The organism is Tardiphaga sp. P9-11 (genome assembly GCF_008329525.1).
Lineage (GTDB): Bacteria > Pseudomonadota > Alphaproteobacteria > Rhizobiales > Xanthobacteraceae > Tardiphaga.
In genome coordinates this window covers 451,287-464,034 of the sequence record NZ_NPKQ01000003.1, presented here as the reverse complement: position 1 = coordinate 464,034, position 12,748 = coordinate 451,287, and the positions used below count along the sequence as shown (strand labels likewise).

General features: G+C 61.0%; 11 protein-coding genes. 8 read left to right on the top strand and 3 right to left on the bottom strand.

Annotated elements, in window-relative coordinates:
• Positions 1–36 precede the first annotated feature (36 nt).
• Positions 37–1,248, top strand: a complete 1,212-nt coding sequence (locus CIW50_RS14890) for a glycosyltransferase (RefSeq protein WP_149531994.1) — start codon at positions 37–39, stop codon at positions 1,246–1,248.
• A 10-nt stretch (positions 1,249–1,258) separates the two neighbouring features.
• Here the strand turns inward: CIW50_RS14890 and CIW50_RS14885 are convergent, their stop codons facing one another.
• Both CIW50_RS14885 and CIW50_RS29750 read right to left on the bottom strand, forming a co-directional pair.
• Positions 1,259–1,681 carry a hypothetical protein gene (locus CIW50_RS14885; RefSeq protein ID WP_149531993.1) on the bottom strand — a complete coding sequence of 141 codons (423 nt, stop codon included), beginning with the start codon at positions 1,679–1,681 and terminating at the stop codon, positions 1,259–1,261.
• Positions 1,682–1,776: 95 nt separating this feature from the next.
• Positions 1,777–1,905 carry a hypothetical protein gene (locus CIW50_RS29750; protein WP_283808839.1) on the bottom strand — a complete coding sequence of 43 codons (129 nt, stop codon included), beginning with the start codon at positions 1,903–1,905 and terminating at the stop codon, positions 1,777–1,779.
• A gap of 237 nt (positions 1,906–2,142) precedes the next feature.
• On the opposite strand from CIW50_RS29750, the gene CIW50_RS14880 reads away from it, so the two are divergent.
• Positions 2,143–3,165 carry an NAD(P)H-dependent flavin oxidoreductase gene (locus CIW50_RS14880; protein WP_149531992.1) on the top strand — a complete coding sequence of 341 codons (1,023 nt, stop codon included), beginning with the start codon at positions 2,143–2,145 and terminating at the stop codon, positions 3,163–3,165.
• On the opposite strand, the gene CIW50_RS14875 is transcribed toward CIW50_RS14880, so the two are convergent.
• Positions 3,162–4,169, bottom strand: a complete 1,008-nt coding sequence (locus CIW50_RS14875) for a helix-turn-helix domain-containing protein (protein WP_149531991.1) — start codon at positions 4,167–4,169, stop codon at positions 3,162–3,164. The two genes, CIW50_RS14880 and CIW50_RS14875, sit on opposite strands and share 4 nt — an antisense overlap.
• A 205-nt stretch (positions 4,170–4,374) precedes the next feature.
• On the opposite strand from CIW50_RS14875, the gene CIW50_RS14870 reads away from it, so the two are divergent.
• The 6 genes from CIW50_RS14870 (at position 4,375) to CIW50_RS14845 (ending at position 12,743) form a co-directional block, all read left to right on the top strand.
• Complete coding sequence (locus tag CIW50_RS14870; protein WP_149531990.1) at positions 4,375–5,574, top strand: serine hydrolase domain-containing protein; 1,200 nt, start codon at positions 4,375–4,377, stop codon at positions 5,572–5,574.
• 35 nt (positions 5,575–5,609) lie between these two features.
• Positions 5,610–7,202 (top strand): ABC transporter substrate-binding protein, encoded by a 1,593-nt coding sequence (locus tag CIW50_RS14865; protein WP_149531989.1) that lies wholly within the window; start codon positions 5,610–5,612, stop codon positions 7,200–7,202.
• A 4-nt stretch (positions 7,203–7,206) separates the two neighbouring features.
• A complete protein-coding gene (locus CIW50_RS14860) occupies positions 7,207–8,157 on the top strand; it encodes an ABC transporter permease (protein ID WP_149531988.1) in 951 nt (316 codons plus the stop codon).
• On the top strand, positions 8,154–9,044 hold the full coding sequence (locus tag CIW50_RS14855) for an ABC transporter permease (protein ID WP_149531987.1): 891 nt from the start codon (positions 8,154–8,156) through the stop codon (positions 9,042–9,044). The genes CIW50_RS14860 and CIW50_RS14855 overlap by 4 nt, the downstream gene beginning before the upstream one ends.
• Positions 9,041–10,651, top strand: a complete 1,611-nt coding sequence (locus tag CIW50_RS14850; RefSeq protein ID WP_149531986.1) for a dipeptide ABC transporter ATP-binding protein — start codon at positions 9,041–9,043, stop codon at positions 10,649–10,651. The genes CIW50_RS14855 and CIW50_RS14850 overlap by 4 nt, the downstream gene beginning before the upstream one ends.
• 73 nt (positions 10,652–10,724) lie before the next feature.
• Positions 10,725–12,743: a primary-amine oxidase gene (locus CIW50_RS14845; RefSeq protein WP_149532108.1), complete on the top strand. Its 2,019-nt coding sequence runs from the start codon at positions 10,725–10,727 to the stop codon at positions 12,741–12,743.
• Positions 12,744–12,748: the final 5 nt, after the last annotated feature.

The following is a 12,748-nucleotide window of genomic DNA, read 5'->3' as shown; positions in this document are numbered from 1 at the left end:
TCAGCCCACATTCGTCGTTTTCGCTATTGAGGTCCTATGCGCGTCGCCGTCGTCCACGATTGGCTCTACACGTTGGGCGGTGCCGAGCAGGTGCTGCGCGAGATATTGCAGTGCTATCCGGAAGCGGATGTGTTCACGCTATTCGATGTATTGACGCCGGAAGATCGCGCCAAAATCGGCTTCAAAAAGGCGCGCACCAGCTTCCTGCAGAAGATGCCATTCATCCGCAAGCGTCATCGCTCATATCTGCCGCTGATGCCGATCGCGATCGAGCAGTTCGATCTGTCCGGCTACGACCTCGTCATTTCCAGCAGCTATGCGGTGGCCAAGGGGGTCATCACCGGGCCGAACCAGCTTCACGTATCCTATGTGCATTCGCCGATGCGTTACGCGTGGGACTTGCAGCACGCCTATCTGAACGAAAGCGGCTATACCGCTGGCATCAAGAGCGCGTTGGCGCGGGCGCTGCTTCACCGTATCCGCATCTGGGACGTGCGTACGGCCCACGGGCCGGATGCCATGCTGGCGAATTCCAATTTCGTCGCCAAGCGGATCAAGAAGGTCTATGGCCGCGACGCCAAGGTGATCTATCCGCCTGTGACCATGTCGAAACTGCCGGCCGATCTGCCGACTGGAGACCACTTCCTCGCGGCAAGTCGTCTGGTGCCATACAAGAAGATCGAAGCCGTGATCCAGGCCTTTGCCGAACTGCCGGATCAGAAGTTGATCGTTGCAGGCGACGGCCCGGATGCGGAGCGATTGAAGGCAATCGCCGGCCCGAACGTGACATTTGTCGGCTTTGTCAGCGACGAGAAGCTGCGTGAGTTGATGGCGACGGCGCGTGCCTTTGTCTTTGCTGCCGAGGAAGACTTCGGGATTATCGTGGTGGAAGCCGAATCCGAGGGCGCACCGGTCCTGGCGTTTGGCCGCGGTGGTGCGCGAGAAACGGTGTCGGCCTCGCCCGAGTTACGCACGGGCATGTTCTTCGATTCCAACGAGCCGAAAGCGATTGCGGAATGCGTTCGCGCTTTCGTGGCCAATGAAAGTTCGTTCTCACGTGCCGATTGCCGCATGCAAGCCGAGAAATTCTCGGCTGAGCGTTTCCGCAACGAACTGATGTCGTTTGTGAATGATCACATGCGGACATTCAGCGGTGAGCGGCGGCGCAATCGCGATGGCGGCCCGCGGGATACGGCGGGCTTCAAGCGGCGCTGGAGCGATGCCAAGGATTCCGCCCAAAGCGAATAGGCGTCTGCGGTTACGAGGATGCCCGCGACCCGGGCCCTTTGTAATCTGGAAAACGCGACAGCATGGCGGTCTTCAGAAATTTGAAATGCGAGATGCTGACGGAGAGATCGCGCAACCGGCGCTGGCCGTTTGAGATCTCGGTCTCGAACAAGTCCAGATGGTCGCTGTCGAGCTTCTCCCGTGTCAGATACTCGTCGTCGCCATTGCCGAAGGTCACGGCTGCGCGCGCCAGCACATCGTCGACGCGCCGGGTAAGGCCAGCCTGTTCGGCTTCGGCATTGCCGAGTGCGCTATCAAGCGCAGAGAGCACGAAATCCAGCCGCTCGCGATCGGTCTCGGCATCGCGCTCGGCTGAGCGCGCCCTGAACTCACGCTCGCCGACAAGGCTGCGGAGATAGTTCTGGGCGCGGGCCCGCAGGAACATCTGGAACATGCCGTATCCGGTCCAAGCGCGCGCAGCGGTATGCCGCGCAATGGCGCAGGTTGGCCGATTATGGTGATCAATCGGTTAAGAAATCGGAAGCGGGATCAGGCGGGTTCGCAGAACATAGCGATGCCGAGGTCGATCCGCGTGTTCAGCATGCGCCGGTTGAGGCGATAGCTGTCGTCGGTCATCAGCCTGAAATGAACATTGGCAAACACCATGCCGAGCAACATTTCGGACACCTGCTTGCTGGGCTGATCACGCAGCTCGGCATCTTCTTCGTGCCGGTTCTTTACGTGCTGGTGCGGTGCCTGTTTCCGGCCGCAAGAAGGACGAAAAGGCCAAGCGCAGGAGCATGCAGTGGCATCGCCCGCGGAGTAACCGCGTCATGCCGGGCATTCTGTCCAGCTTATAGCGGTCACCCGATTTTTCCGGTTATCCTCCCGACAAAATGAGAGGGATGGAAACAAATGCCGCTGTCTTCGGGCGACTGCCACGTGATCAACGACCCGAGCGGCAAAACGAGTGCATCCCGTTTTGAGAAAATAATCCGCCCGCGACTGTCGGTGCCGTTGGTCGCTGCGCCGATGTTTCGCGTGTCGGGGCCCGATCTCGTTATTGCTGCGTGCAGGGCTGGTGTGATCGGCTCGTTTCCGACGGCCAATTGTCGAACCGATAATGAACTCGATAGCTGGATAGCGCGCATTCTCGGCGCACTCGCGCCGGACGACGCGCCGTTTTGTCCGAATCTCATCATCCGTCGCGAGAGCTTGCAGGACGATCTTGCCACGGTGATACGACATCGCTGCGAAATGGTGATCACCAGCGTGGGTCCACCGGATGTGGTTGTCGGTCCGCTGCACGAGGCGGGCTGTATGGTTTTCGCCGATGTCGCGTCGATCCGCCATGCGAAGAAGGCCATTGCAGCCGGTGTCGATGGTCTCGTTTTGTTGACAGCGGGGGCCGGCGGGCAGACCGGCTGGGTTAATGGCTTTTCTTTCGTGCGTGCGGTTCGCTCGTTCTATGAAGGGCCCATCGTTCTGGCTGGCGGCGTGTCGGACGGGCAGGCGGTGTTTGCCGCCGAGGTGCTGGGTTGCGATCTCAGCTATATGGGCACCAAGTTCATCGCCACCGAGGAGAGCATGGCTGTGGACGAATACAAGCAGATGCTCGTCACGTCCGAACTCGATGACGTGCTGTTGTCACGGGCCTTCACCGGTCTGGAAACCAATACGCTGGTTCCCTCGATTGTCGCGGCGGGGCTCGATCCGAAAGATTTGCCGTCGGACATGACCAAAGAACGCGCCGATGCGCTCTATGGCCGGCAAGCCACGTCAGGGGCCAAGCGATGGCGCGACGTCTGGAGCGCAGGCCACTCTGTCTCAGGTGTTGCTGCAATCGAGCCCGTAGCGACGCTGGTCGCCCGCACGCGCGACGAATATGAGACTGCGCGTGCAGCGACACGGCGTTCGCCCGCGAGGGTGGGGCGCTAGGAGTGAAGCATCCGCGCCCGGCGCAAGGTTTCGGACGGCAGTTCCGCAAAGTGGCGCTTGTAGTCGAGCGAGAACTGGCTGAAGTGCCAGAAGCCCCACTTCACCGCGATATCGTACACACCGATCTGCTCGTCGATGCATTGCTTGAGTTCGCGGCGCACGCGGTTGAGCCGGACTGCACGTAAATAATGGATTGGATTGCTGCCGAGCACGTCCTGAAAACAGTAGTTCAGCTTGCGGCGGCTGGCGCCGACGCCCTTGCAGACATCGAGGATCGACATCGGCTCGTCCGGCCGCGCGAGCATCAGGGTGCAGGCGCGCTCGACCAGACGCTTGCGCGCATTGCCGCCTCGCAGGTCGTCGCAGGGCTGGAGCGTCGGCAACAGGTCGATGACTTCGGTGAGCAGATTGTCTTCGAGATGCTGACGTGCGTCGACATCATCGAGAATTTGCGGTGTCTGCTCGACGATCTGGTGCACGCAGGCCAGCAACTGCCGAACGCGGTCGATAGCGCTGGGGTCCGTCTTCAATTCCCTTAGCTGATGCCAGAGACCGTCGGGCAGTTCGATCTGCAAGGCAGCCAGTGTCTTTTCCATCAGCGCCGCGTCCATCACGACGCCGCGCAACTCGAATTCCGGCGGCGTGCACATGTCGACTTCTGCATCGAAGCACGTGATGACGTTGCCCGGCGACATGCAGGCGCCGTTGAAATTGATGTCGGTCTGGGTATTCCACGGTAGCGCAATGCCGAAGCTGTCGGAGCCGAGCAGTCCGTATTGGCGCACTTTCTGGCTCGTGGTTTCCCTGAACACCTGAAGTCCGGGCAGGCGCACTTCGGTGAAAGTGCCGCGAAAAGCGCCGCAACTGATCTGATCGTAGTCCAACCGCCAGCGGCCGAGATTGGCGCAATGGGTATCGACATCATCGCTCGCAGCGTCGAATAGCCAGGAATTCTCAGCTATTCCGGCGCTTCCACCAGCGGAGACATCAGGAGACAACAACATGCCGGATCCACTCTTGGCCGTTCAATCAGTGTGCAGACGTCAATCTAAGCAAAGCCTATGCCAGTCCCGCCGGAAAGGCATGTGCTGATTTTCGGAAGAATTGCCGATTCTTGATAACGGCCGAACCGACCTCCGCAGATGATCCCGCATCCGAACTGCCTGCAAGGTGGTTCGCCATCATGTTGCGGTGCCATGCGAGGTCGAGATGAAGCCAAGTGACGTCATGAAGGGTGCGCCGCCTTCGGCTGAAGCGCTGGTGACCCGTTTCAACTGGCGGAAATACCCCCACAGCCAGTGGAGCTTCCGCAATACGCGGCAGGTGCTGCCGACGGCGGATATTCGGCGGTCATCGACGCCGAGCGCGCTTACCTCTTCAGTCTGCGATTTGAGCGCAGTAGCCTTTGTTGCCGACGGAAAGCGGACGACCCTCGCCGAAACGCTGGCGCAGACTTACGCCGATGGATTGCTTGTGATGCAACGCGGCAAGATCGTCAGTGAATGGTACGGCGAGGGCATGACGCCGCATACGCCGCATCTCGTCTGTTCGGTGAGCAAGTCGATCTGTGGCACGCTGGGCGGGATTCTCGTCGAGCGCGGCTTGCTCGATGTTGACAAGCCGATCACCCACTACGTTCCGGAAATGGCCTCGTCGGTCTATGGCGGCTGCACGGTTCGCAATCTGCTCGACATGACAGTCGCGATCAAGTTCGAAGAGGATTACGATGATCCTGAAGGCGACGTCGTCAAATATCGCCTCTGTAATGGCTGGGACGTGCTGCCGAACGGCACCGCGCAGGGTGATCAGCGCAGCTTCCTTGCGACGCTGCGGCCGAGTGGAGGGCCTCATGGCAAGGTATTTCACTATGTATCGACCAATACCGACGTGCTGGGTTGGGTTTATGAGAAGGCCTGCGGTAAGCCCTATGCGCAGATTCTCTCAGAATATATCTGGGCGCCGATGGGGGCGGAAGACGATGCCTATATCACGCTCGATACACACGGCGCGTCGCGTTCCGCAGGCGGCATCTGTGCGACGTTGCGCGATCTCGGCCGGTTCGGCGAGATGATCCGCAATCGCGGTCTGGTCAATGGCACGCAGGTTGTACCCGGCAGCTGGATCGACGACATCCATCTCAATGGCGATACGCGGGCCTTTGCGAATGGCGATCTCGCTTTCGTTTTCCCGAGCGGCCGTTATCGCGCCTGCTGGTACACCGTCGATCCCGCGCGTCTCGATCTGGCCGCCGTCGGCATCCATGGCCAGTGGATTTATATCGATCCCACCACCGACACGGTGATCGTCAAGGTCGCCTCGCAGCCCAATCCGATGGATATCCCGATTGATCATCGTTGGCTCGCGGCCTTCCGCGGCATCGGCGAAGCGCTGTCCAAATCTTTCATCTGACATTTTCGCACTACGCTCATTGCCTGGAGACCACCATGTTCAATGATTTCAGTCGTCGTTCGTTGCTTAAGGCCGGCGCCGCCGGTCTTGCCGCAGGCATGATGCCGCGTATCGCGCGCGCGCAATCAAGCAAGGTCATTCGCGCCGTGATGCATGCGCCGCTACGCGCCACCGATCCACTGATCAACACCGCATGGACCGGGCGTAACCACGGCCTGAACATCTATGACACACTGTTTTCGACAGACACAAAATTCCAGATCCGGCCGCAGATGGTGGAGGCCTATGAAGCTTCCGCCGATAAACTGACCTATACGTTCAAGCTGCGTTCCGGCCTGAAGTTTCACGATGGTGCGCCAGTGACGTCGGCTGACGTCATCCCGTCCCTGCAACGCTGGGCCAAGCGCGACACCATGGGCTCGCGCATGATGAGTTTCGTCGCGGAGTTGAAGCCGATAGATGAGCGCACTTTCCAGCTGGTGTTGAAGTCACCTTACGGTCAGGTGCTGCAGACGCTGGCCAAGCCGTCGAGCATCATGCCTTTCATCATGCCGGCGCGCCTCGCCGCGCAGGCGCCGGATCAGCCGGTCACCGAGTTTGTTGGCTCTGGCCCGTTCCGCTTCATCGCGTCGGAGTTTCGCCCGGGCAACCGTGCCGTCTATGAGCGCAACGCGGATTACGTCTCGCGCGACGAGCCGTCCGATGGCCTCGCTGGCGGCAAGATCGTCAAGATCGACCGCTATGAATGGATCAGCATGCCGGACTTCCAGACGGCGGCAAATGCGCTGATTAACAAGGAGATCGATTTTCTCGAAGCTGCACCGCACGACATCCTGCCGTCGCTCGCCGCGGCGAAGGATGTCGTAGTTGCCGACTACAATCCGCTCGGCTTCATGTCGGTGTGCCGGATGAACTGGCAGAGCGAGCCGTTTAACCGCCCGGAAATCCGTCAGGCGGTGATGTATGCGAGCGACCAGACCGATTGGCTGGATGCTCAGGTCGGCAATCCCGAATACTATCAGACATCGGCTGCGATGTTCGGCGTGACCACGCCGTTGGCGAGCGAGGTTGGCTGGAACACCAAGCCGGATATTGCACGCGCCAAGGACCTCCTGAAGAAGGGCGGTTACAAGGGGGAGAAGGTCGTCATGTTGCAGGCGACGGACTCGCCGCTGCTGTCCGGCTCCAGCACCGTCACCGCGCAGAAGCTCCGCGCCATCGGCATGAATGTTGAGGTCCAGACTATGGATTGGGGCTCACTGCTCGCGCGCCGCGTCAAGCAGGATTCGACCGCGAACGGCGGCTGGTCGATGACCCACTGGGTGACCACCACGACAGAGTTGATGAACCCGCTCGCCAATACGCTGCTCGATACCCGCGGCAAGGCCGGTGGCTTCTTTGGCTGGCCGGAGGACACGGAGGTCGAGGGTCTGCGCAATACATTCGCGCTGGAGCCGTCGGCCGATGCGCAGAAGACCGTCGCTGAGGCGATCCAGAAGCGCGCTTATGATGTGATGACGCATATTCCGGGTGGCCAGTTCCGGCAGCCGGTGTCGCACAGCAAGGCGCTCAAGGATATCGTGAAGGCGCCGGCGCCGTTGTTCTGGAACGTCGAGAAGACGGCGTAGGCTCATGGCAGTCGCCGGCGTCCTCCTGAAGCGGTCCGTGTCGGTCGTCCCCGTATTGGCGGTGGTCGCGCTGATCGCGTTCCTGCTGCTGCGGTTCTCGTCCGGAGATCCCGTGGCGCAGCTCGCGGGCGACAATGCCGATCCGGCGGCCATCGCGGCGATCCGCGCGCGGCTCGGCCTCGACCAGCCCTTGCCGGTGCAGTTCCTGCACTGGCTGTGGCGGCTGCTGCAGGGCGATCTGGGGACGTCAATCGTCTCCAATCAGCCGGTCTCAACGCAGATTGTCCAGCGCGTCGGTCCGACACTTGCCGTCTCGCTCACCACCATCATTTTCTCCGTGCTTGTCGGCGTGCCGATCGGTGTGCTTGCGGCGTGGCGTCGCGGCGGCTGGCTCGATCGTTTCGCCATGTGGACCTCGGTGACCGGCTTCGCCGTGCCGACCTTCGCCATCGGCTATTTCTGGATCTATCTGCTGTCGATGCAGCTCGGCCTGTTCCCGGTGCAGGGCTATGCATCGCTGTCCGAGGGCATCGGCCGGTTCCTCTGGCATCTGACGCTGCCGACGCTGACGCTCAGCCTCGTTTATGTCGCGCTAATTGCCCGAGTGACGCGTACCAGCCTTCTCGAAGTCTTGAACGAGGATTTCGTCCGTACCGCCCGCGCCAAGGGTTTGCCAGAGCGTATCGTCGTGTTCAAACATGCTCTGCGCAATGCCGCGGTGCCGATCGTCTCCATCATCGGCATCGGCGTTGCGTTGCTGATCGGTGGCGTGGTCGTCACCGAGAGCGTGTTCAATCTGCCCGGTCTCGGCCGTCTCACGGTGGATTCCGTTCTGGCCCGTGACTATCCGGTGATCCAGGGCATCATCATGGTGTTCGGCGGCGCCTATGTGGCGATCAATCTCCTGGTCGATATCAGTTACTCATTCTTCGACCCGAGGATCAGCGCGCAATGACCGCCACAACTGTCATCGCGCCGGCATCCTCATCCGTCGGCGCCCGGACCTTCGTCCGCAAGCTGCTGCGTAACCGGACGATCTTGTTCGGCCTCGGCGTTCTCGCGCTGCTCGCGCTGGTCGCGATCTTCGCGAGCGTAATGTGGACAGTGGATCCGTCGGCGCTCAAGCCGCGGTTGCGGCTGCGTCCGCCGAGTGCGGTGAACTGGCTCGGCACCGACAATCTCGGCCGCGATATCTGGAGCCGGCTGATCTATGGAAGCCGCGTGTCGCTGATCGTCGGCGCGGTGGTAGCCGTTATCGCAGTTATCGCCGGCAGTGCGCTCGGGCTGATCGCCGGCATGGTGCGCTGGATCGACAATATACTGATGCGCATGATGGATGGCATGATGGCGATCCCGGCGATTCTGCTGGCCATCGCGCTGATCGGCGGGCTCGGCGCCAATCTCGTCACCATCTGCGTCGCCATCGCTATTCCTGAAATTCCCCGCGTCGCCCGGATGGTGCGCAGCGTGGTGCTCACGGTGCGCGAGGAGGCCTATGTCGAGGCCGCCGTCAGTATGGGCACGCGACTGCCGGTGCTGGTTATCAGGCATATCGTTCCCAATATTCTTGCCCCGCTCATCGTGCAGGCGACCTATATCGCCTCGTCCGCGATCCTGATCGAGGCTTCGCTGTCTTTCCTCGGCATCGGCATGCCCGACGAGTTTCCGAGCTGGGGTAACATGATGGCCGATGCACGGCTGTATTTTCAGATCAGGCCCGGCCTGATGCTGTTCCCCGGTATCTGCATTGCACTCACCGTGCTCGGCATCAATCGGCTCGGCGACGGCCTGCGTGACATGCTCGATCCCCGTCTGGCGCGTTCGGTGGGAGGCGTCAAATGAGCGAGGCCGTCCTGGAAGTTGCGGGTCTCACCGTCGGGCTGACGCATGATGCCGATGGGCGGCGTATCGTCCGAGATATCAATGTCACCGTGCCGCGCGGGCAGATCGTCTGCGTCGTCGGTGAATCCGGCTCCGGCAAATCAGTGACAGCTTTCAGTGTAATGGCGCTTCTGCCGCAAGGGTTGAAGCCTGTCGCCGGCTCGATCAAGCTGCTCGGTGAAGAGCTCATCGCGGCTACGGACGATCGGATGCGCGAACTACGTGGCAGCCGCATCGGGATGATCTTTCAGGAGCCGATGACGGCGCTCAATCCGGTGATGACTGTGCGTGAGCAGCTTGCGGAGCTGATCGAATGGCATTCCGAAAAGCGGCATCCCAAGGCCGAGGTCGACAAGCGGGTTCTTGCGGCGCTGGAAGACATGCTGCTGCCGAACGCCGCGCAGATGATGCACGCCTACCCGCATCAGCTCTCTGGCGGTCAGCGCCAGCGCGTGATGATCGCGATGGCGATGCTGCTGGAGCCGATCCTGCTGATCGCGGACGAGCCGACCACCGCGCTCGACGTCACCACGCAGAAGCAGATTCTGGTCCTGATCAAGGATCTGGTGAAGCGCAAGAATATCGGCGTGCTGTTCATTACCCACGATTTCGGCGTCGTCGCCGATATCGCCGATCAAGTCGTGGTGATGCAGAAGGGCGTCGTCGTCGAGAGCGGGAGCGCCGATACCGTTCTGAAGAATCCCGCGCAACCTTACACACGCCTGCTGATCGATTCCGTGCCCAAAGGCATTCGCAAGTCCGCCGAGATTCGTGAACCGTCGCCAACGTTGCTGGAAGTGAAAGCACTGAAGATGACCTATGGTCATCGCGGCTTCCTCGGCCGGGGCAGGGTGACACAAGCCGTCAAGGAGGCCGCATTCACTTTGGGCCGCGGTGAAATTCTTGGCGTGGTCGGTGAGTCCGGTTCCGGCAAGTCGACATTGGCGCGTTGCGTGTCGCGCCTCATGAAGCCGACCTCGGGCGAGATCAGCCTGCTCGGCACCGATATCGCCCGGGTGTCGAACGAGACGCTGCGTCCACATCGCCGCTACGTTCAGGTCGTATTCCAGGATCCGTATCGGTCGCTCAATCCGCGCCTGTCGGTCGGGCAGTCCCTGATCGAAGGCGTCGTCAATTTCGGTGCGACGCCCGAAGCGGCGCGCGCCAAGGTCGCGACCTTGCTGGAGCTCGTTGGCATGGACACGCAGATCCTCGATCGTTTTCCGCATGAATTTTCGGGCGGTCAGCGCCAGCGTATCTGCATCGCGCGTGCACTGGCCTCCGAGCCGCAGATACTGATTGCCGACGAAGCCGTCTCGGCGCTCGACGTCACCGTTCAGGCCCAGGTGCTGAGACTGTTCGCCGACCTGCGCAGCCGGCTCGGCCTCGCGATGCTGTTCATCACCCATGATCTCCGCGTCGCCGGCGAACTCTGCGACCGCATTATGGTGATGAAATCCGGCGAAATCGTTGAAAGCGGTCCGACCGCCGATATCTTCGACAATCCACAGCATCCCTACACAAAGGCCTTGTTTTCGGCGGCTCCCGGTCGCGAGCGCCTGCAATGAGCGCCCTTAATCCTCGACGCCTTCTAATCCCTCGCCGCGCCAAGCGCCTTCAGGAGTTCTGCCTATGACGGTCATGACCAAGATCGAGAGCGATGCGACCGTTCAGCCAACGGTTGCGCCAGAGCCGTTCCATCCGCTCAATCCACTGTCGCTGGATGAAATCGGTACGGCCTGCGATCTCGTAAAGAGAGATGCCAAACTGTCGGCGCGGGCCCGCTTTCCCATCGTGCGGCTGGAGGAGCCGAGCAAGGCCGATCTGCGCGCCTATGCCGGTGGCACGCCGCTTCCGCGGCTCGCCTTCATCGTCGTGCTGGACTCAGAGACCGGCGCATCGACCGAGTACATCGTCGATCTCACGGCCAGCAAGATCGTCGATACCAAGTTGCTGCCGAATTCCGAAGCGCCTTACGGTCAACCGCCGGTGATGATCGGTGAATTCATGCTGTGCGAGCAGATCGTCAAGTCCGATGAGGGCTGGCGCAATGCCATGCGCCGTCGCGGCATGTCCGACAAGGATATGGAGATGGCACAGGTCGATCCGTTCTCGTCGGGCTTTTTCGACCGCGATTTCGAGCGTGGCCGCCGCATCGTGCGTGCCGTCACGTTTTTCCGCGAGGACATCAAGGACAATGCCTATGCGCATCCGGTCGAGGGGGTCGTCGCCGTCGTCGATCTGATCCATCAGAAGGTGGTCGATCTGCTCGATGACGAGGTCGTCATCCCGATTCCGAAGAAGAAGCGCAATTACGGCGCCCATGAGAACGCTAATCCACGTACCGACATCAAGCCGCTGAACATCGAGCAGCCGGAAGGCCCGAGCTTCAAGGTCGATGGCTGGAATGTCGAGTGGCAGAAGTGGAGTTTTCGCGTCGGCTTCACGCCACGCGAGGGGCTAGTGCTGAACCAGCTCGCTTATCAGGATGGTGACAGGAAGCGCTCTATCATCCACCGCGCAAGCGTCACCGAGATGGTGGTGCCTTACGCCGATCCTACCGCCAACCATTACTGGAAGTCGGCCTTCGATGCCGGCGAATATGGTCTCGGCATGCTGGCCAATGCGCTGGAGCTGGGCTGCGACTGCCTTGGCAACATCCATTATTTCGACATCCCGGCGGCGGATGAGCAGGGCAAGCCGTTTACGATGAAGAATGCGGTCTGCATGCATGAAGAGGATTACGGCATCCTCTGGAAGCACTACGAGTTCCGCAATGGCTTGTTCGAAGTGCGCCGTTCGCGCCGTCTCGTCATCAGCTTCTTTGCCACGGTTGGAAACTACGACTACGGCTTCTACTGGTACCTCTACCAGGACGGCACGATTCAGCTCGAGGCCAAGCTCACCGGCATCATCCAGACGGCGGCAGTCGCACCCGGCCAGAAATATGCTTGGGGCGGCATGGTCGACGAGAATTTGGGCGGCCCCACCCACCAGCACTTCTTCAATGTCCGCATGCATATGGATCTCGACGGTGGCGGCAACACCGTGACCGAACATGAATTCGCGCAGCGTCCGTGGGGCACCGACAATCCCCATGGCAACGCATTCGATCTCAAGAGCCGCACACTGTCGCGCGAGCGCGACGCCGCAGCGATCGCCGACGGCCAAAGTGGTCGCTACTGGAAGGTCACCAATCCGAATAGTAGAAACAGTGTCGGCAATCCCACGGGCTACAAACTCTCCGTGATGCCGAGCCCGCTGATGCTGGCGCAGGAGGGCAGCTTCGTGCGCAAGCGTGGCGGCTTCGCCACCAGGCATGTCTGGGTCACGGCCTACGATCCCGCCGAGAAATATGCGAGCGGCGATTATCCGAACGTCCATGCCGGCGGCGACGGCCTGCCGCGCTACATCGAGCAGAACCGCAACATCGAGAACACCGACATCGTGCTCTGGCACTCATTCGGTCACACCCATGTCTGCAAACCCGAGGACTTCCCGGTGATGCCGGTGGAATATGCCGGCTTCATGCTGAAGCCGAACGGCTTCTTCGCGGCCAATCCGGCGCAGGATATCGCGCCGGAGCGCAACGGCCGCAGTGTGCTGAGCACCAATGGTGCGGCGGGAACCGCCACCAGCTCCTGCTGTCACAAGTCCTGAGGTCA